General features: G+C 45.8%; 18 protein-coding genes and 1 rRNA gene. 16 read left to right on the forward strand and 3 right to left on the reverse strand.

From position 1 onward, the window contains the following. Positions 1–156: 156 nt before the first annotated feature. The 6 genes from P8596_RS06940 (at position 157) to nikC (ending at position 8,024) form a co-directional block, all read left to right on the forward strand. Positions 157–1,905, forward strand: coding sequence for an ABC transporter ATP-binding protein (locus P8596_RS06940; protein WP_279726463.1), 1,749 nt, complete (start codon positions 157–159; stop codon positions 1,903–1,905). Positions 1,906–2,211: 306 nt separating this feature from the next. Continuing rightward, positions 2,212–3,228, forward strand: a complete 1,017-nt coding sequence (locus tag P8596_RS06945) for an ABC transporter ATP-binding protein (protein ID WP_061810823.1) — start codon at positions 2,212–2,214, stop codon at positions 3,226–3,228. Next, the gene (locus P8596_RS06950) at positions 3,203–4,168 is read left to right on the forward strand and encodes an ABC transporter ATP-binding protein (protein ID WP_279726464.1); all 966 of its coding nucleotides are present in this window, start codon (positions 3,203–3,205) and stop codon (positions 4,166–4,168) included. The genes P8596_RS06945 and P8596_RS06950 overlap by 26 nt, the downstream gene beginning before the upstream one ends. Positions 4,169–4,242: 74 nt before the next feature. Then, complete coding sequence (locus P8596_RS06955) at positions 4,243–5,832, forward strand: ABC transporter substrate-binding protein (RefSeq protein WP_229593683.1); 1,590 nt, start codon at positions 4,243–4,245, stop codon at positions 5,830–5,832. A 263-nt stretch (positions 5,833–6,095) separates the two neighbouring features. Beyond that, entirely contained in the window at positions 6,096–7,100 is a 1,005-nt protein-coding gene (locus P8596_RS06960) for an ABC transporter permease (RefSeq protein WP_034762595.1), read from the forward strand. A 27-nt stretch (positions 7,101–7,127) separates the two neighbouring features. After that, a complete protein-coding gene (gene nikC / locus P8596_RS06965) occupies positions 7,128–8,024 on the forward strand; it encodes a nickel transporter permease (RefSeq protein ID WP_034762597.1) in 897 nt (298 codons plus the stop codon). Positions 8,025–8,069: 45 nt separating this feature from the next. Here the strand turns inward: nikC and P8596_RS06970 are convergent, their stop codons facing one another. Both P8596_RS06970 and P8596_RS06975 read right to left on the reverse strand, forming a co-directional pair. Next, entirely contained in the window at positions 8,070–9,152 is a 1,083-nt protein-coding gene (locus tag P8596_RS06970; protein WP_224520631.1) for an FUSC family protein, read from the reverse strand. 237 nt (positions 9,153–9,389) lie between these two features. Then, positions 9,390–10,676, reverse strand: a complete 1,287-nt coding sequence (locus P8596_RS06975) for a glutamate-1-semialdehyde 2,1-aminomutase (RefSeq protein ID WP_159361645.1) — start codon at positions 10,674–10,676, stop codon at positions 9,390–9,392. Between the two features lie 199 nt (positions 10,677–10,875). Between P8596_RS06975 and P8596_RS06980 the strand changes: the two genes are divergently transcribed. The 8 genes from P8596_RS06980 (at position 10,876) to perR (ending at position 16,781) form a co-directional block, all read left to right on the forward strand. After that, positions 10,876–11,886 (forward strand): ABC transporter ATP-binding protein, encoded by a 1,011-nt coding sequence (locus tag P8596_RS06980; protein ID WP_224520630.1) that lies wholly within the window; start codon positions 10,876–10,878, stop codon positions 11,884–11,886. A 48-nt stretch (positions 11,887–11,934) separates the two neighbouring features. Further along, positions 11,935–12,726 carry an ABC transporter permease gene (locus P8596_RS06985; RefSeq protein ID WP_224520629.1) on the forward strand — a complete coding sequence of 264 codons (792 nt, stop codon included), beginning with the start codon at positions 11,935–11,937 and terminating at the stop codon, positions 12,724–12,726. Between the two features lie 3 nt (positions 12,727–12,729). Then, positions 12,730–13,515: an ABC transporter permease gene (locus P8596_RS06990; protein ID WP_224520628.1), complete on the forward strand. Its 786-nt coding sequence runs from the start codon at positions 12,730–12,732 to the stop codon at positions 13,513–13,515. Between the two features lie 61 nt (positions 13,516–13,576). After that, on the forward strand, positions 13,577–13,981 hold the full coding sequence (locus P8596_RS06995; protein WP_060673410.1) for an ion channel: 405 nt from the start codon (positions 13,577–13,579) through the stop codon (positions 13,979–13,981). A 73-nt stretch (positions 13,982–14,054) separates the two neighbouring features. Further along, complete coding sequence (gene bcp, locus P8596_RS07000) at positions 14,055–14,519, forward strand: thioredoxin-dependent thiol peroxidase (RefSeq protein ID WP_034762614.1); 465 nt, start codon at positions 14,055–14,057, stop codon at positions 14,517–14,519. 228 nt (positions 14,520–14,747) lie between these two features. Then, entirely contained in the window at positions 14,748–15,698 is a 951-nt protein-coding gene (locus P8596_RS07005) for a D-2-hydroxyacid dehydrogenase (protein ID WP_279726467.1), read from the forward strand. A gap of 1 nt (position 15,699) precedes the next feature. After that, positions 15,700–16,248, forward strand: coding sequence for a cob(I)yrinic acid a,c-diamide adenosyltransferase (locus P8596_RS07010; RefSeq protein ID WP_034762619.1), 549 nt, complete (start codon positions 15,700–15,702; stop codon positions 16,246–16,248). Between the two features lie 92 nt (positions 16,249–16,340). Continuing rightward, positions 16,341–16,781 (forward strand): peroxide-responsive transcriptional repressor PerR, encoded by a 441-nt coding sequence (gene perR, locus P8596_RS07015; RefSeq protein ID WP_371928721.1) that lies wholly within the window; start codon positions 16,341–16,343, stop codon positions 16,779–16,781. An 86-nt stretch (positions 16,782–16,867) separates the two neighbouring features. Here the strand turns inward: perR and P8596_RS07020 are convergent, their stop codons facing one another. Further along, on the reverse strand, positions 16,868–17,218 hold the full coding sequence (locus P8596_RS07020; RefSeq protein ID WP_034762624.1) for a YgzB family protein: 351 nt from the start codon (positions 17,216–17,218) through the stop codon (positions 16,868–16,870). A 154-nt stretch (positions 17,219–17,372) separates the two neighbouring features. On the opposite strand from P8596_RS07020, the gene P8596_RS07025 reads away from it, so the two are divergent. Further along, positions 17,373–18,239, forward strand: a complete 867-nt coding sequence (locus tag P8596_RS07025; protein WP_034762625.1) for a nucleotidyltransferase-like protein — start codon at positions 17,373–17,375, stop codon at positions 18,237–18,239. A gap of 260 nt (positions 18,240–18,499) precedes the next feature. Then, positions 18,500–20,051 (forward strand): 16S ribosomal RNA (locus tag P8596_RS07030). The last annotated feature ends 59 nt before the right edge of the window (positions 20,052–20,110 follow it).

Below are 20,110 nucleotides of genomic sequence, written 5' to 3' on the forward strand. Positions count from 1 at the left end.
AAAGTTGTATAGGTGTAAAAGGGCTGACCCGGTAAGGAGCAACCTTCTCCTGATCGATCATGAGATCAGGGGGAGCTGCAGTGCTTCTTTCCGTACAGGGTCACCCCTTTTTATTGGGGTAAACTAAACGCATACACCTTAGAAAGGAGTAATCACTTGGATAGTATCAAACGGTACCTTCAGTTTGTCAAACCTTATAAGTGGCAGATCATAGGTACATTAATCATAGGCATCATTAAATTCACCATCCCTTTATTGATCCCCGTATTAATCAAATATGTCATTGATGATATCGTCGGGGCTAAAGGACTGACAGCCGATGAAAAGACAAGTCAGCTGCTCATGATCATGGGAATCATGCTCGTCCTGTTCCTTCTCGTGCGGCCGCCGGTGGAGTATTACAGGCAGTACTTTGCACAGTGGACCGGCAACAAGATCCTGTATGATTTGAGGGATTATCTTTTCTCGCATATTCAGCGGCTCAGCTTTAAGTACTATTCGAATACAAGGGCGGGGGAAGTCATTTCAAGGGTCATCAATGATGTGGAGCAGACGAAGAATTTCGTCATCACAGGGCTGATGAATCTTTGGCTGGATGCGGCCACCATTGTGATTGCCTTGTCCATCATGTTCACGATGGATGTATCGCTCACCCTTGTGTCCCTCATCGCTTTTCCATTCTACGCCTTCAGTGTCCGCTATTTCTTCGGAAGGCTCAGGGGGTTGACGAGAGATCGCTCCCAGGCGCTTGCAGAAGTTCAAAGCCATCTGCATGAACGGGTCCAGGGGATGGCTGTCATCAAGAGCTTTGCTGTTGAAGATTATGAACAGAAGCAATTCCAGGATCAGAATCATAATTTCCTGACGAAGGCTTTAAAGCAGACAAGCTGGAATGCGAAGGCGTTTGCGGTCGTCAATACGATCACGGATATCTCACCATTGATCATCATTGGTTATGCAGGGCTGCAAGTGATCAATGGAGATCTTACCATTGGTACGATGGCTGCCTTCATTGCATATATCGACCGCCTGTATGGCCCACTCAGACGACTGGTGAACTCATCTACAACACTGACTCAATCGATTGCTTCCATGGATCGTGTATTTGAATTCATGGATGAAAAGTATGATATCGATGATGAACCGGGTGCTGTTCCGTGTGAAAATGTACAGGGGGATATCCAGTTCAACAATGTCTCTTTCCGTTATGAATCGGATGAAGAGAGAGTGCTCCGGAACCTCAACCTGGATATTAAGACGGGGGAAACCGTTGCGCTGGTCGGTATGAGCGGAGGGGGTAAATCATCCTTCGTCAGTCTGATACCCCGCTTCTATGATGTGACGGAAGGGGAGATCCTTTTAGACGGTACGGACCTCAGGAGGTTCCAGGTCAGATCTTTGCGGGACAACATCGGAATGGTACTGCAGGACAATATTCTCTTCAGTGAGTCTGTCAAGATGAATATTAAGTTTGGTAATCCCGAAGCGACGGATGAAGAGGTCATCGAGGCGGCGAAAGCGGCGAATGCCCATGACTTCATCATGAAATTGCCCCAAGGCTACGATACCCGCGTAGGGGAGCGTGGCGTGAAGCTGTCAGGCGGTCAGAAGCAAAGGGTGGCGATTGCAAGGGTATTCCTGAAGAATCCGCCGATCCTCATCTTGGATGAAGCGACGTCTGCCCTTGATTTAGAAAGCGAACACCTCATCCAGGAATCCCTTGAAGTCCTGGCAAAAGACCGGACGACCTTTATCGTGGCCCATCGACTCTCCACGATCACTCATGCGGACCGGATCATCCACATGGAGCATGGGGAAGTTGTCGAAATGGGGACACACGAAGATTTAATGAAGAAGCAAGGTCACTACTACAAGCTCTTCCAAGTGCAACAACTCGACCAATAATAGTGAAAGTCATGACATATCACGATTCCTGTGATAAATGTCATGACTTTTTTTGTGTTTTCAAAAAACATATCAAACTTATTTCAGGTGTGTCGTGAATAAAGTAGTGCTAAATAACTTTATATGGAAGGAATGAAAGGGTTAATTGGACATATATTGAATGGAAGTGGGAATATCGACTTCTTGTAGAAAAATTCTGAAAATGGATTGCAACATTTGTAACATCTTGTATAATAAGAGACATATAAAATTTAGAAAATAAGCACTATTAAGAAAAGAGAGATAGTTTCGAAGAGGAGGATTTGAATGAGCGAACAGCGTCCTTTACTGAAAGTGGAAGATTTAAGGACCTCCTTTTTTACGGATGATGGAGAAGTTCCTGCAGTCGATGGAGTCAGTTTTCATGTGAACGAAGGGGAGGTGCTCGGGATTGTCGGGGAAAGTGGATGCGGGAAAAGTGTCACCTCCTTATCCATCATGGGTCTCGTACCAAAGCCGCCAGGGAAAATCGTCGGCGGAAAAATCCTGTATAAAGATGAAGACCTGACACAGGCTTCCGAAAAGCGGATGAGGGATATCCGGGGCAATGACATAGCGATGATTTTCCAGGAACCGATGACATCGTTGAACCCCGTCTTTACCATAGGAGATCAATTAATCGAAGCAATACGCATACATACGAAAGTAGGAAAGAAACAGGCAAGGGAAAAGGCCGTCGACATCATGAAGATGGTCGGCTTGCCGAGATCTGAAGAATTAATCAAGGAATACCCTCACCAATTATCCGGAGGGATGAGGCAAAGGGTCATGATCGCCATGGCGATGGTGTGCGATCCCCGCGTCCTGATAGCAGACGAACCTACAACCGCATTGGACGTGACGATCCAGGCCCAAATTTTAAAATTAATGAAGCGGTTAAATAAGGAACTGAACACAGCCGTACTCCTGATCACACATGATTTAGGGGTTGTGGCAGAAACATGTGAACGGGTCGTTGTCATGTACTCAGGCAAGGTGGTGGAAGAGGGCACTGTTGAAGAAATCTTCAAGAACCCTCAGCATCCTTACACGAAAGGCCTGATACAATCTGTACCCGATATGCGAATCAAGCAGCAGCGACTGCATTCGATCCAGGGGAATGTTCCAAAGCCGGGGTCGATCAAGACAGGCTGTCGATTTGCAGCCCGCTGTGATGCAGCATTCGATCGCTGTTTAGTGGAAACACCGGAATTATATGAAACATCACAAGGACATTGCACACGATGCTTCCTGTTCGATGAAGCGGAGGAGGGAGTTTATGACGGAACCGTTGCTAAAGGTTGAGAATCTTAAGAAACATTTCCCGATAACAGGCGGGATCCTTGGACGACCCGTCAGTTCTGTTAAAGCGGTGGACGGTGTTTCTTTTACCGTCAATAAAGGAGAAACCCTTGGAATCGTAGGGGAAAGTGGATGTGGGAAGTCGACGACGGGCAGGATGCTCATGAGACTCATCGACCCATCCGAAGGCAAAGTGACATTTGAAGATCGTGAGCTTACAAGTCTATCAAACTCGGACATGAGGAAGATTCGCCGGGAAATGCAAATGGTCTTTCAGGATCCCTTTGCATCCTTGAATCCCAGACATACGGTAGAAAAGATCCTCGAAGAACCACTCAAGGTTCATGGAATGGGTTCTGCCAAGGAAAGAAAAGAAAGGGTTCATGAACTCCTCAACATCGTCGGCTTAAGCAGCTATCATGCGAAACGTTATCCGCATCAATTCAGTGGAGGACAAAGGCAGAGGATCGGGATTGCCAGGGCGCTCATGACGAAGCCGAAACTCATCATTGCCGATGAGCCTGTGTCTGCCCTGGACGTATCCATTCAATCCCAGGTATTGAATCTGATGCAGGATCTACAAAAAGAATTCGGACTCACCTATATCTTCATCGCGCATGATCTCGGTGTAGTCAGACATATAAGCGACCGTGTGGGCGTTATGTATCTCGGAAAAATGGTGGAGCTGAGCGATAGTGAGAATCTCTATGAAAAGCCTCTTCATCCATACACCCAGGCGCTCCTGTCGGCGGTACCCGTACCGGATCCGGATTTCAAAAGGGAAACCATTCTCTTACAGGGGGACATCCCGAGTCCGTCCAATCCACCTAGCGGCTGCACATTCCATACCAGGTGCCCGCATGCAACGGACATCTGCAAAAAGAAAGTGCCGGAATTCAAGGAACACCAACCAGGGCATTATGTAGCTTGTCATCTTTACTAGAAGACAAGTCTCATAAGTATATAAACATTATTCAGGAGGGGATTTAGTTGAGGAAAAAAAGCTGGTCAATTTTAATGCTGCTCATCCTGCTCGTATCATCCGCGCTTTACGGATGTGGAGGAGATGAAAAATCATCAGGTGACAGCGGCAACAGTGGAGATAATGGAGATCCCAAAGTATTGATCTTCGGTCGCGGGGGAGACTCTGTCGCTCTTGATCCGGGAACAGTAACTGACGGGGAATCATTTAAAGTAACGAAAAACATCTTCGAAACACTTGTTAAATTCGGAGAGCAGGATACAGAAGTAAACCCGGGATTAGCTGAAAAGTGGGAAGTATCCGATGATGGGTTGAACTACAAATTCATGCTGCGTGAGGGAGTGAAATTCCAGGACGGCACAGATTTCAATGCAGATGCCGTTGTGAAAAACTTCGAACGCTGGATGAACGGGAATGCAGATCAATTCCCTTACTACGGTTCTATGTTTGGCGGTTTTAAAGGTGAGGAAGGTCACGTGATCAAGGAAGTGAAAGCGGCTGACGACATGACGGTCGAATTCGTATTAAAGCGTCCTCAAGCACCATTCTTGAAAAACATTGCCATGAGCCCATTTGCGATCGTAAGCCCGAAAGCAATTGATGAACTTGGTGACAAGCTTGCTGAAGCGCCGACAGATGCGGGGACAGGTCCTTTCAAATTTGTTGAGTGGAAGCGTAATGACAAAATCGTCATCGAGAAAAACGAAGACTACTGGAACAAAGATTTACCAAAATTAGATCAAGTCGTATTCAAATCGATCCCTGAAAACTCAGCCCGTCTGAATGCGCTGATTTCAGGTGAAATCGATCTTGCTGATGGTGTAAACCCAAGTGATGCAAGTAAAGTCGAAGGCGATGACAACCTGCAATTATTCGAACGTCCATCCATGAACGTTGGATACTTAGGATTAACATCAACTCGCGAACCTTTCAATGATCCTAAAGTACGTCAGGCAATCAACTATGCAATCAACAAGCAGGAGATCATTGATGCATTCTTCGAAGGAAAAGCGGAAATGGCGAAAAACCCGATGCCTCCAGTAATCGGCGGATACAATGATGATATCGAGCCTTATGAGTACAACCCTGAAAAAGCGAAAGAACTTCTTGCTGAAGCCGGTCTTAAAGACGGATTCGATATGGAACTATGGGCAATGCCTGTACCACGTCCATACATGCCGGATGGCCAAAAAGTGGCTGAAGCGATTCAAGCAGATCTTGCTGAAGTAGGAGTAAAAGCCAAAATCGTGTCTTACGAGTGGGCGACTTACCTTGAAAAAGCGAAAAACGGAGAGGCGGATGCATTCTTACTCGGCTGGACCGGGGATAATGGAGACGCTGATAACTTCCTATACGTTTTACTTGACCAAGACAATATCGGAAGCAACAACTACTCTTACTACAAAAACGATGAGGTACACAAAATCCTGATCGATGCCCAAACAGAAGTAGATCCTGGAAAACGTGAAGAGTTGTACAAGAAAGCCCAGGAAATCATCCATGAGGATGCTCCATGGGTACCACTTGCTCACTCTACACCGCTGCTTGCAGGAAGCGCAGCACTTAAAAACTTCAAGCCGCATCCAACCGGTTCCGACTGGTTAGGCGCAGTAGACATGGAGTAATAAGCAACAAATCAAAGGGGAGATATCTAAGATTTCTCCCCTTTGTACATAGAAAAGCGGAAGCGGCTTGAACAGCCCCGACAAGCATAAGGCGAGCTTGCACAAAAGGCGGTCTTTGCCTTTGGGGCAAGATTGACTTATGACCTCGAGGGGCTAGCCGCTGCAGCTGGACAAATAGAAAAGCGGAAGCGGCTGTTCAGCCCCGACAAGCAATCATATTATTTTTATCGAAATCAGAATCTCCACACAGAGAGGTGAACAAAATGTTCCAATACACCATTCGTCGACTACTGCAGCTCATTCCCGTATTACTCGGGATGACTCTTATCGTTTTTTCGATCATCCGTGCCATTCCGGGAGATCCCGCTCAGGTGATACTGGGGCAGCAGGCTACGAAGGAAGCCGTTGCAGCATTAAGGGATCAGCTCGGTCTCGACAATGCCTGGTATATCCAATACATCGATTATTTAAAAGGGTTATTGACCGGGGATTTAGGGAGCTCCCTTCGAACAAAGACGGAAGTTTCAACCGAAATCTGGCCTTATCTGGCAGCTACAGCTGAGCTTGCCATCGTGGCCATCATCATCGCAATTGTCATAGGTGTGAATGCAGGGATCATCAGTGCATGGTTCCAAAACTCCTGGTTCGACTATACGGCCATGATCCTGGCTCTTATCGGTGTTTCCATGCCGATCTTCTGGTTAGGACTGATGGAGCAATGGACATTCGGTATCCAGCTTGACATCCTGCCTACAACAGGAAGGGAGAATATACGGAATCCCGTGGATTCAATAACAAACTTTTATATTCTCGATACAATCATGCAGGGCCGTTTCGATCAGCTTGGTGACGTATTGAAGCACATCATTCTGCCGGGGATTGCCTTAGCGACCATCCCGATGGCCATTATTGCCCGGATGACACGCTCAAGTATGTTGGAAGTTATGCGTTCGGATTATATTCGCACAGCCCGTGCCAAGGGATTGAAAATGTTCTGGGTCGTGTACAAGCATTCTTTGAAAAATGCCATCATCCCGGTGCTGACCGTCATTGGTTTACAGATGGGGCTTCTCCTCGGTGGTGCGATCTTGACCGAGACCATCTTCGGCTGGCCTGGAATCGGACGTTATATTTACGAAGCGATCGGTTACCGTGATTACCCAGTCGTTCAATCCGGAATATTGGTTGTCGCCACCATCTTTGTCACGATTAACTTGATTGTCGACTTACTGTATGCGGCTGTCGATCCGCGTATTAAATACAACTAACATCAATGAAGAAAGAGGTGAACTCTCATGGCAGAATTAGCAGAACCGCAAAAGGAGCTTCATCCTTCCCTGGAAGAAGAAACGGTTTCTCCCTGGAAGGAAGCCTGGAAAAGCTTCACAAAGAATAAAATTGCTTTAGTCGGATTTTGTATCGTCCTTTTCTTTGTCATCCTGGCGATTGCAGCACCACTCATTGCACCCCAGGGGATCAATGAACAGGATTTATCCAAACGATTGCAGGCACCGTCCTCAGAACATTGGTTAGGAACGGATGATTTTGGACGGGATATTTTATCACGTATCATCCATGGTGCGCGTATCTCGTTGTGGGTCGGTTTCTTCGCCGTCATCGGTTCTTCTGTAATCGGAAGTTTACTGGGGATCGTAGCGGGTTATTATGGCAGATGGGTCGATACGATCATTTCCCGTATTTTTGACATCATGCTTGCCTTTCCAAGTATCCTGCTTGCAATCGCTGTTGTGGCAGCACTTGGGCCGTCACTCCGAAATGCATTGATTGCCATTGCCATTATCAATATACCGAATTTCGGTCGACTCATCCGTTCACGGGTACTGAGTGTGAAGCAGGAAGAGTATGTCATGGCTGCAAAAGCAATCGGGATGAGCGACTTCAGGATTCTTTTCAGTCATGTACTGCCGAATAGTATGGCTCCGATCATCGTGCAGGGAACACTTGCCATTGCGACGGCCATCATTGAAGCGGCAGCACTTGGTTTCCTTGGTCTTGGAGCCCAGGCACCTGAACCTGAATGGGGAAAAATGCTGTCCGATGCAAGACAGTACATGCTTCAGGCGCCTTGGACGATGATCTTCCCTGGCCTCGCCATCATGCTGACTGTATTAGGCTTCAACCTGATGGGGGATGGACTCCGGGATGCACTGGATCCAAAAATGAAAAACTAATAAAAAACGGAGCAAAGGACATCAGTCTTTGCTCCGTTTTTCCATCTATTCTTCTTCTTCCCCGATCATTACTTCGTTATCCTCTTTATGATACGACTGAAAGCTTGTAATCAGTTTTTCCAAATGCTCCAGATGTTCATCGTATTCAAAAATGGCAGAGAAAATATGAAGCAGGTGGAAATTATGGATGTTGTCATCCTTTGTATGGTGATTGACCTCTTCAAGCATGATCCTCATCAGCTCTTTCCGGTGCAGACATACATCCTGCTGGGCTTCCGATTCTGCATGAGGATGCATCTTGCCAAGGAACTTTAATAGTAGCTGTTCATGATAGGTCAGTAAACAATCAAGTTGATTTTTAATGACGGCCCGCAATTCGTCGGGCAATTGATAGATTTCGTTTTCATACCGATTCAGGCGCTTCAATATCTCGAAACTACGATTCGTTGAAGAAATCATTTGTCGGAAGATCACGAGCTTACGGCTTTTGACAATCGAATTTTTCTTGAAATAATCCCGTTCTTCTTTATATAGAAGATACAGTTGGTCGACTTTTATCAACTTTTCTTTAATTCGTTCCAGATCCTTTTTCAAAAGGTGGAACTCCGTTGCGTGCCTCATACTTAACCTGATCCACTTCAGGATTTCCTCCGTTGAATCGGATACTTTATGATAAAGCTTGGTTTCATATTTTGGCGGCAGGAAGACAAGATTCACCAGGAATGATGAGAAGACCCCGATCATGATGGTGGAGAAACGGATGAATGCAAACTGGATGAAGTCCTGATCCGTTACTTCCATGATCGCAATCATCGTCACCAGTGCAAGACCGATTGTGTTCTGCAGCTTTAATTTTAGAATGATAGCAATGGCTATAACAGCAGCGAGACCCACAATCAATGGATTGCTTCCGAATAATAGTACAAATATGACGGCAATTCCGGCCCCGATCAGGTTACCCTGAATTTGTTCGATAATGGATAGATAAGAACGATAAATGGTGGGCTGGACGGCAAAGACCGCCGCGATTCCCGCAAACACCGGAGAAGGTATGCCGAGCAGCTGGGATACAAGTAAAGCTAATACAATCGCAATTCCCGTTTTAAGGATGCGAGCACCAAGTTTCATGGAATTAGAGTCCTTTCTTGTGTAACGTTTTAATAAACAATACTGTACTATACATGTACTTACAAGTAATATCAATAGGCAAATTCGAATAAGTTTTTACAAAATATGTACCTTTTTATAAAGGGGAATAAACAATCGTTCTTCCACAAAAACCATAGATATGCGATAAGGTAGAGAAATAGTATGGTATCTCAAAAAAAGACTGCACGCTTGTGGCATGCAGTCTATTGATTGTGTTTACAGTTGTGCAAAGGCACGGTCTACAGCTTCGAGTGTCACCTTAATATCCTCTTCCGTATGGGCCGTCGTCAGGAACCATGCTTCATATTTAGATGGCGCAAGATTGATGCCCTGATTAAGCATAAGTTTGAAGAACTTCGCAAACATTTCTCCATCGGTTGCTTCCGCCTGTTCATAGTTCTCCACTTTTTCCGTTGTGAAGTAGAGAGTAAGGGCTCCTTTCAGCCTGTTGATGGAGATGGGGGTGTTATGCTTTTCAGCCGCAGCTAAAATCCCCTTTTCAAGCATCTCCCCAAGCTGATCTAATTTCTCGTACACGCCGTCTTCTTTTAATACTTCCAGACAGGCAATCCCTGAAAGGATGGAGGCTGGGTTTCCGGCCATCGTTCCAGCCTGGTAGGCAGGTCCGAGTGGTGCCACCTGTTCCATGATTTCTTTCTTACCGCCGTACGCTCCGATCGGAAGTCCTCCACCGATGATTTTTCCGAGTGCAGTCAAGTCAGGTTTTACCTTCAGCATGTCCTGGGCACCGCCGTAAGTAAAGCGGAATGCTGTGATGACTTCATCATAGATGACAAGGGAATGGGAAGCATGGGCGATTTCATTCACCTGCTCGAGGAAGCCTTCCTTCGGTTCCACGATCCCGAAGTTCCCGACGATCGGTTCCACAAGGACAGCGGCGATTTGATCTCCCCATTTTTCCATCGCTTCTTTAAACGGCTCGATGTCATTGAATGGAACGGTGATGACTTCCTGCGCGATGCTTTTCGGAACCCCTGCAGAATCCGGCGTTCCGAGCGTTGACGGACCAGAACCGGCTGCAACTAGTACCAGATCAGAGTGGCCATGGTAACAGCCCGCGAACTTGATGACTTTGTCTTTCCCTGTATAGGCTCTTGCCACACGGATCGTGGTCATCACGGCTTCGGTACCTGAATTGACGAAGCGGACTTTGTCCATGTAAGGCATGGCTTCTTTGATCATTTTCGCAAATTTCACTTCGTGTCGGGTAGGAGTTCCATAAAGGACACCGTTTTCCGCGGCTCTTGTGATGGCTTCGGTGATATGAGGGTGGGCATGTCCCGTGATGATGGGACCGTATGCAGCCAGATAATCGATATATTTGTTCCCGTCCACGTCCCAGAAATATGCGCCTTTTCCTCTTTCCATGGCAACAGGTGATCCGCCGCCAACTGCTTTATAGGATCGGGATGGGCTGTTCACGCCTCCGACTATATGCTCCAATGCTTCTGTATGTAAAGTTTCTGATTCAGTGAATTTCATATTTTCCTCCCGGTTAATGTGTATTTGTCTATGAACCACCCTTCTATTGTAGTACGGTCTTTTCCACTTTAGCAAATAGGGAATCGATGGGTACACTAAATTTCAAGCAGACTGTTCAAAAAGAATCAGCCTACTGTGGTACACTATTCTTTGTTTCTAAAAGACAAACCTATTTTAAAAGAATGTAGGAGGACGCAAGATGAACGCAATTGAAGTGAATCATTTGCGTAAAGAATTCAAGGCTTTTTCCAGTCGATCAGGACTGAAGGGTGCCTTCAGGGATTTATTTACGCGTAATTATAAAGTCGTTCCGGCGGTGAACGATATTTCTTTTAATGTGAAGCAGGGGGAGATGGTCGGTTATATTGGTGAAAATGGGGCCGGGAAGTCTACCACCATCAAAATGCTGACGGGGATCCTGACTCCGACCGGGGGAGAGTTAACCGTCAATGGGATGGATCCGCATCGGGACCGGGAGAAGTTCGTACAGACGATCGGTGTCGTATTCGGCCAGCGTTCCCAGCTTTGGTGGGATATTGCCGTGCAGGAGTCCTTTCAACTGCTGAAAAAGGTGTATAAAGTGCCGGATCAACAATACAAGGAACATATGGATCATGTGATTGAAACCCTGGATATCGCTCCGCTCCTGGACAAACCTGTCCGTAAGTTATCCCTGGGACAGCGGATGAGGTGTGAACTCGCCGCCGCACTTGTCCATAATCCACCACTGCTCTTCCTGGATGAACCAACAATCGGATTGGATGTACTCGTAAAATTAAAAATCCGTCAGTTCTTAAAGGAAATCAATGAGAAATACAATACAACCATTTTACTTACGACCCACGATTTATCCGATATCGAAGCGCTGTGTGAACGGGTCGTGATGCTCGATGAAGGGAAGATCATTTACGATGGTGAACTGAGTCGGCTGAAAGAAAACTGGGGAGATCAGAAAGAAGTCGTCTTTCAATTCCTGGATGAAATCTCTCTGTCTGCTTTATCGGATCTTACTAAAAACCAGAACATTTCCTGGAGTTTTGATGAGAAAAAGCAATCCTACGCTGCAATAACAGATGCCGATGAAGAAGTCATCTCACAGCTCATTACAGATGTCGTGGCCAACTTCAAAGTGAAAGATATGAAGATAGAAGAAACGACTACTGAGGAAATCATCCGAAACATCTATGAAAAAGGGGCTGTGACAAGTTGAGTGGAGGAAAACAAGCTGTGAGTCTGCTCGTATGCGGGGTGAAGGATCATGGCTAAGTATATCGAAATGATTCGCATCCGATTTCTGATGATGCTTGCCTACCGCACAAATTATTATAGTGGAATCTTGATTTACAGTATCAACATCGGTGCGTACTATTTCCTGTGGCAGGCCATTTATGGTGGAAAACAGGATATTGAAGGATTATCAATCATTCAGATGACGACCTATGTGGCCGTATCGTGGATGGCCAGGGCATTTTATTTTAATAATATTGATCGTGAAATTGCGCAGGAAATCAAAGAGGGGAAAGTGGCCGTTGAATTCATCAGGCCATATAACTATCTCGGCATGAAGACGATGCAGGGACTGGGAGAGGGAATCTTCCGTTTGGTGTTTTTCTCGTTTCCGGGGATGATCATCGTAAGCCTGATTTTCCCACTTCAAATCGGGACAGGCTTTGACACGATCGGATTATTCGCCATTTCGATCCTTTTCAGTTTCATCATCAATACCCAAATCAATTTGCTGACAGGGATCACAACCTTTTTCTTATTTAATAACGACGGTCTCATCAGGGCCAAACGGGTCGTCATCGATTTATTCTCGGGACTCCTTCTTCCGATTCACTTTTTCCCCCTGTGGGCCCAAAATGTGATGGAGTATCTGCCCTTTCAAAGCATCAGTTATGTCCCGAGCATGATTTTCACCAATGGCTTTTCCACGTCGGAAGCCTTCAATGCAATCATGATGCAGGGCCTTTGGTCGCTGCTTCTCCTTATACCGATTAAAGTGCTTTGGGTCATGGCAAAAAAACAAATGATCATACAGGGAGGGTGACCGATGTTTTATGTGAAGATGTTTTTTCAATATGTCGCCCAATACATGAAGATCAGGTTGCAGTACCGGGCCGATCTGATTGTCGAGATATTATCCGATTTACTATTTCAAGCTGTCAATCTTGTATTCATCCTTGTTGTTTTCGGTCACACGCAGCTGTTGAGCGGATGGACAAGGGATGAAATTATATTTATCTATGGATTTTTCCTTGTACCGTTCGCCCTGTTCAGTTCCTTCTTCAATATCTGGGACTTTAACGACCGGTATGTAGTGAAGGGTGAGTTCGACCGGATCCTGACGAGGCCCATCCACAGTTTATTTCAAGTGATATTGGAGCGGATGGAGCTGGAGTCCCTTTTTGGCGTCATCACGGGAATGGCCGTCATGTACTACGCAGGTGGGAGGCTTGATATCACCTTCGAATGGTATGAGCCGGTTCTATTCATCGTTTTTGTCCTGGGGGGAGCCCTCGTCTATGCAGGGATCTTCATTGCTCTTGCAAGCATTGCGTTCTGGTCGGATGCGAAAACGTCCATCATGCCGATGATGTACAATATCGGAAACTATGGAAGATATCCGGTGGATATTTACAATAGCGTCATCCGGTTTGTACTGACCTGGATCCTTCCTTTTGCGTTCGTTGGCGTATATCCATCCGCCTTTTTCCTTGAAAAGACGGAATGGTATTCGTATTCGTTCCTGACTCCATTTGTCGGAATCGGTTTTTTCATTTTTTCCATCTTCCTTTGGAATGAAGGTGTGAAACGGTACAGGGGAGCAGGTAACTAGAATGATTTCACGATGAAAAGCGTACATATACTAAGACAAGCAGAAAAAAGAGGGTATGTACATGCTTTATATCATTGGATTTTTCATTCTTTTTTGCATGGTCATGAGTCTGCGGGCATTATTTTATCCTTCACGATGGAAAGAACACCATGTTTCCCTTCATCATTTTCTCTTTTTGGGAATGTGCTATATCACGATCATGATCGGGTTCGGGTTATTATTCATGCTCCTTGAGATCGAGGGCATCCAGATTCTAGTCGAGGCGGGGAGACCACTTTCCGGAGACTTCCTCGATCATTTTTTTACTACGATGTATTTCAGCGGCATTACCCTCTTCTCAGTGGGGTATGGCGATGTAACCCCTGTTGGGATCGGGAGAGGGATTGCCCTTATCGAGTCCTGGCTCGGCTATACGATACCGGCAGCCTTTGTCGTGAAGTCCTTTTTACACTATGAGAACAAGTAGCGTATGGTTTGAGTTTTTCCCTCCTATTGGGTACGCTAAAGTCAGAACGATAACCATTAGGAGGGGAAGATGTATGACAGTTGGTCAAAAAGCACCTGAATTCGAATTACTGGCAAGCAATGGAGAAAAGGTGAAGCTATCTGATTATCAAGGAAAAAACGTGGTCCTTTATTTTTATCCGAAGGACATGACACCAGGGTGTACAACAGAAGCGTGTGATTTCAGGGATCAGCATGAGAACTTTGAAGATCTTGATGCCGTCATCCTTGGGGTGAGTCCGGATCCCGTCGATAAACATGAGAAATTCGTGGACAAGCATGGGCTTCCGTTCCTCCTGCTGGTAGATGAAGATCATAAAGTGGCAGAGGAATACGGCGTATGGAAGCTGAAGAAAAACTTCGGAAAAGAATACATGGGAATCGAGCGTTCCACCTTCATCATTGATAAAGAAGGGAACCTCTCCAAGGAATGGCGGAAGGTGAAAGTGAAGGGGCATGTCGAAGAAGCTCTTCAATATATTCAAGAAAACCTTTCCTAAGCCTATTTTCCAGCCTATTTTAACGGGTTTGAGGCTTTTGTCCATTCACAAAAGCTGTAAGGACATATAGTAAGAGTAGGGCAACCTCCTCAAATAAGTCAGTCTCATCCGTGTAGCAGGATCGACCAGGTCGATCCTCTTTTTTTATGCGCACAGGGATGCTCGAAACTAGGGAGAACCCTCTCCTATATGGTAAAATAATGGGCAATAGGGATGGGAGGCAACTACATGAAAATCATCTTTACATTTCAACCGAAAGAAGAATTCGTCTCAGATTTAACAAATAGCTTCCCTGGGGTTGAGTTCCTTTTTTATAAAAAAATCAACCAAGCGGAAAGTGAGCTTCCCGATGCGGAAGTGATCGTTACGATGGGGGAAGATTTAACGAGTGATCATATTGAAAGAAGCAAGAAATGCAAATGGATCATGGTCACTTCGGCGGGACTCGAAAAAATGCCGTTTGAAGCAATCAAAAGAAGGGGGATCCTTGTCACCAATGCAAGGGGAATCCACAAGATCCCCATGGCAGAGTTCACGATTGGCTTGATGCTTCAGCATGCAAAACAGCTTCAATCAGTATGGGAGCAGGAGAAAGATGCCCTGTGGAGCAGAAGGTTACCTACCACTGAACTTCATGAAGCATCTCTCCTTATTCTTGGAGCGGGAGCCATTGGAGGGGAAATCGCCCGACTGGCAAAGGCATTTCAAATGAACGTAAGTGGAGTGAATTCCACCGGCTCACCCGGAAAGCATTTTGACAGCATGTTCACCTTGGAGACCTTCAGGGATCAGCTCCCCGAAGCCGATTACATTGTTTCTGTGCTTCCAAGTACAAACCGGACAAAGGGAATACTGGACGTTGATCATTTTGAACAGATGAAGGAGTCTGCTGTATTCATCAATATTGGCCGGGGTGACCTTGTTGAAGAATCCGTCCTTCTTGAAGTAACAGAAAAGAAGTTGATTCAACATATGTATCTGGATGTATTTGATCAAGAGCCGTTAGCTGAACATCATCCTTTTTGGAAAACGGAAGGCATCACGGTGACACCTCACCTTTCAAGCATTACAAAAAAGTACATGCCAAGGGCACTTGAAATCTTTAAAAAGAATTTATCTACATATAGTAATAAGAGGGATAACTTTATTAACGTGATTGATGCAGAGAGGGGTTATTAATATGAAAATTTATACGAAATCTGGAGACAAAGGGACGACTTCCCTGGTATATGGAACCCGCGTATCGAAAAAGGATCAACGTGTGGAGGCCTACGGAACCTGCGATGAAGCGAACTCCATGATAGGTCTTGGTCTAAGTTATATCAAGGCTGAATACTTTGATGGTAAAGAAGAGTTCGAAGAGTTTCTTCACAAGGTGCAAACGATCCTTTTCCATGTCGGGGCAGAACTTGCTACTCCCGCTGGAAAAGAAGTGAAATGGAAGCTTGATGAAACACATATCAAGGAATTGGAAGATCAAATCGATAGGATGGACGGATCTCTCACACCTCTACGAAACTTCATCCTTCCCGGTGGTCAACCGGCCGGTGCCGCCCTGCATACAGCAAGAACGATTGTCAGGAGAGCTGAAAGAGAAGCTGTAGGAATTGATGAAGACATCAATCCATTAGTCCTTTCGTATCTGAACCGGCTTTCTGACTACCTCTTCGTAGCAGGCAGATACATCAACCAGCAGCTTGGTGAGCAGGAGAAAAACCTCCACGAGTAGCAGGGTGAAAGATTGACAAAATGGACCGTTGATTAGTACACTATTTATAAAGATTATAAAATAATAATTCTTATGAAAAGAGGTGCATGACGATGTCTGAAGAAGGACAATTGAAAGAAGCGATTTCGACATTGAAGGAAACGGGAGTCCGTATCACTCCTCAACGTCATGCGATATTAGAGTATCTCATTGATTCAATGGCCCATCCAACTGCCGATGACATATATAAAGCGCTCGAAGGGAAATTCCCTAACATGAGTGTGGCGACCGTTTATAATAATTTGCGTGTATTCCGTGAAGTAGGTTTAGTGAAAGAACTGACATACGGGGATGCATCCAGTCGCTTTGACTTTGTGACGACCGATCATTATCATGTCATTTGCGATGGCTGCGGTAAAATCGTAGACTTTCATTACCCTGGACTTGATGAAGTGGAACAACTGGCTTCCCATGTCACGGGATTCAAGGTGAACAACCATCGTATGGAAATTTACGGCACGTGCTCTGACTGTTCTGTTAAGGAGACACATTAGAGAAGAATGGTTCTAATTAGAACCATTCTTCTTTTATATTGGGCATCAAAAAAGACCTTCCGTTGAAGGTCTTTTCTCATTCAGCTTTATCTTTTCCTTTTATTATAGTCCTCATCGAATTCTTCCCCTTCAAGGTTCGGGTCAAGAGTCAGGGGCTCGTTACAATACATGCACATATCTACACGCCCAAGGACCTTGGTGACCTTACCGCAATTGGGGCATGTCACCTGTACGGCCTTCGTCGACAGCATCCCGATCCAGAAGTAGACAACCGTACTTCCGATGATTCCCAGAAAACCCAGTAGCATGAATGTTGTCATAACCCACGGATGTTCTCTAAAATATATACCGACGTACATAATGATAAATCCGATGAAAACTAAACTTAAGGCAAACGTACGGATTTTATTGATCTTACTTGAATATTTCTTAGCCATTTGTTTGTCCCTCCTAAAAAAATACTATACCATATTTGTTGGTAGTAGAGGGATGCGAAACCATTTTGTCGAAAAATGACTATATTCAGAGAAGGAAATCCCCTTTGAATGTCGAAATAGTAACCAACCAATGAGTGATGTGGAGGAGTATGAAATGGAAGACATTTTACGACCGTTATACCAAGAGCGTACAAGTCACCCCAATACTTTAGGAGCGCTTCTAATAGAACAAAGCAAGAAATCAAGTCCCTTGACCGATACCTTTGATATCGTCCTGTTCCTGATTGTGAAGGAAGCGGAAGAGCCTGTGTTCATCAAGCATTATTCTTATAAAGAACAAAAGGCAGCATTACATATCGTGACAGAAGCCAAGCTGAATGAGTGGATCTTACTCGGATCAAACCGGAAAGTGATCGATTGGCTATTCAATGGGAAAGTCCTGTTTGACCGCAACGAGTTTATCCAGAATCTTAAAACCGAGTTGCGAGACTTTCCTTTCTATGGCAGAAAGATCAAAATGGGCATGGAATTTGCCAAATTGATCCGCCGGTATATGGACGGTAAAGAATTCTTTGAAAGCAAACATTATTTGGATGCATACAATCACATCGTCCACTCTTTGCATCATTTAGCGCGACTGGCGGTTATTGAAAACGGGTTCCACCCTGAGGTAACCGTATGGAACCAGGTCAAGCAAATAGAACCTGAGATTTATAAACTGTATGAAGAGCTCGTTACCAGTGATGAAGAAATCGATAAACGGCTGGAGCTCCTGTTCCTGGCAAGTGAGTTCCTCATCCACTCAAGAACGAAGGTTTCGACTGAACATCTGTTGGACATCCTTGGCCAAAAGGAACACTGGACATTCCAGGATCTTCTTAATCATTCAGAAGCAAGACACTATTCCGTAGATTTAAGCATGCTGATCGAGTATTTAACGGATAAAGGATTTGTTGAAATCGTCGATGTAGAGACGAAAGGACAAGGTATTTATCATCGCTATTATCGTGCAGCGAAATAATTATAGTAAAATATTAATTTTTCGTTGACTTCAATCTGCTACCTTGGTATATTAGTAAATGTCGCTGCTGAACGACGGCAACGAGCGGTCAGTGGCGACTTAAAAAAACGAAAAAAGTTGTTGACAACACGGTGGCAACTTGATAAGATTAAAAAGTCGCTTAAACGAAGCGCTTACACATTGAACCTTGAAAACTGAACAAAACAAGACAATACGTCAACGTTAATTCTAGATTTATTTTTAAAGAGCTATTCAAACTATTATCGGAGAGTTTGATCCTGGCTCAGGACGAACGCTGGCGGCGTGCCTAATACATGCAAGTCGAGCGGATTGATGGGAGCTTGCTCCCTGATATCAGCGGCGGACGGGTGAGTAACACGTGGGTAACCTGCCTGTAAGACTGGGATAACTCCGGGAAACCGGGGCTAATACCGGATAACTCATTTCCTCGCATGAGGAAATGTTGAAAGGTGGCTTTTAGCTACCACTTACAGATGGACCCGCGGCGCATTAGCTAGTTGGTGAGGTAACGGCTCACCAAGGCAACGATGCGTAGCCGACCTGAGAGGGTGATCGGCCACACTGGGACTGAGACACGGCCCAGACTCCTACGGGAGGCAGCAGTAGGGAATCTTCCGCAATGGACGAAAGTCTGACGGAGCAACGCCGCGTGAGTGATGAAGGTTTTCGGATCGTAAAGCTCTGTTGTTAGGGAAGAACAAGTGCCGTTCGAATAGGGCGGCACCTTGACGGTACCTAACCAGAAAGCCACGGCTAACTACGTGCCAGCAGCCGCGGTAATACGTAGGTGGCAAGCGTTGTCCGGAATTATTGGGCGTAAAGCGCGCGCAGGTGGTTCCTTAAGTCTGATGTGAAAGCCCACGGCTCAACCGTGGAGGGTCATTGGAAACTGGGGAACTTGAGTGCAGAAGAGGAAAGTGGAATTCCAAGTGTAGCGGTGAAATGCGTAGATATTTGGAGGAACACCAGTGGCGAAGGCGACTTTCTGGTCTGTAACTGACACTGAGGCGCGAAAGCGTGGGGAGCAAACAGGATTAGATACCCTGGTAGTCCACGCCGTAAACGATGAGTGCTAAGTGTTAGGGGGTTTCCGCCCCTTAGTGCTGCAGCTAACGCATTAAGCACTCCGCCTGGGGAGTACGGTCGCAAGACTGAAACTCAAAGGAATTGACGGGGGCCCGCACAAGCGGTGGAGCATGTGGTTTAATTCGAAGCAACGCGAAGAACCTTACCAGGTCTTGACATCCTCTGACAACCCTAGAGATAGGGCTTTCCCCTTCGGGGGACAGAGTGACAGGTGGTGCATGGTTGTCGTCAGCTCGTGTCGTGAGATGTTGGGTTAAGTCCCGCAACGAGCGCAACCCTTGATCTTAGTTGCCAGCATTCAGTTGGGCACTCTAAGATGACTGCCGGTGACAAACCGGAGGAAGGTGGGGATGACGTCAAATCATCATGCCCCTTATGACCTGGGCTACACACGTGCTACAATGGACGGTACAAAGGGCAGCGAGACCGCGAGGTTTAGCCAATCCCATAAAACCGTTCTCAGTTCGGATTGTAGGCTGCAACTCGCCTACATGAAGCTGGAATCGCTAGTAATCGCGGATCAGCATGCCGCGGTGAATACGTTCCCGGGCCTTGTACACACCGCCCGTCACACCACGAGAGTTTGTAACACCCGAAGTCGGTGAGGTAACCTTTTGGAGCCAGCCGCCTAAGGTGGGACAGATGATTGGGGTGAAGTCGTAACAAGGTAGCCGTATCGGAAGGTGCGGCTGGATCACCTCCTTTCTAAGGAAGATTTACTAAAACGTTTGACAGTCGAAGTTTTGTTCAGTTTTGATGGTTCA

The sequence above is a fragment of the Rossellomorea sp. DA94 genome (genome assembly GCF_029834455.1).
In the GTDB taxonomy this organism is placed as follows: domain Bacteria; phylum Bacillota; class Bacilli; order Bacillales; family Bacillaceae_B; genus Rossellomorea; species Rossellomorea vietnamensis.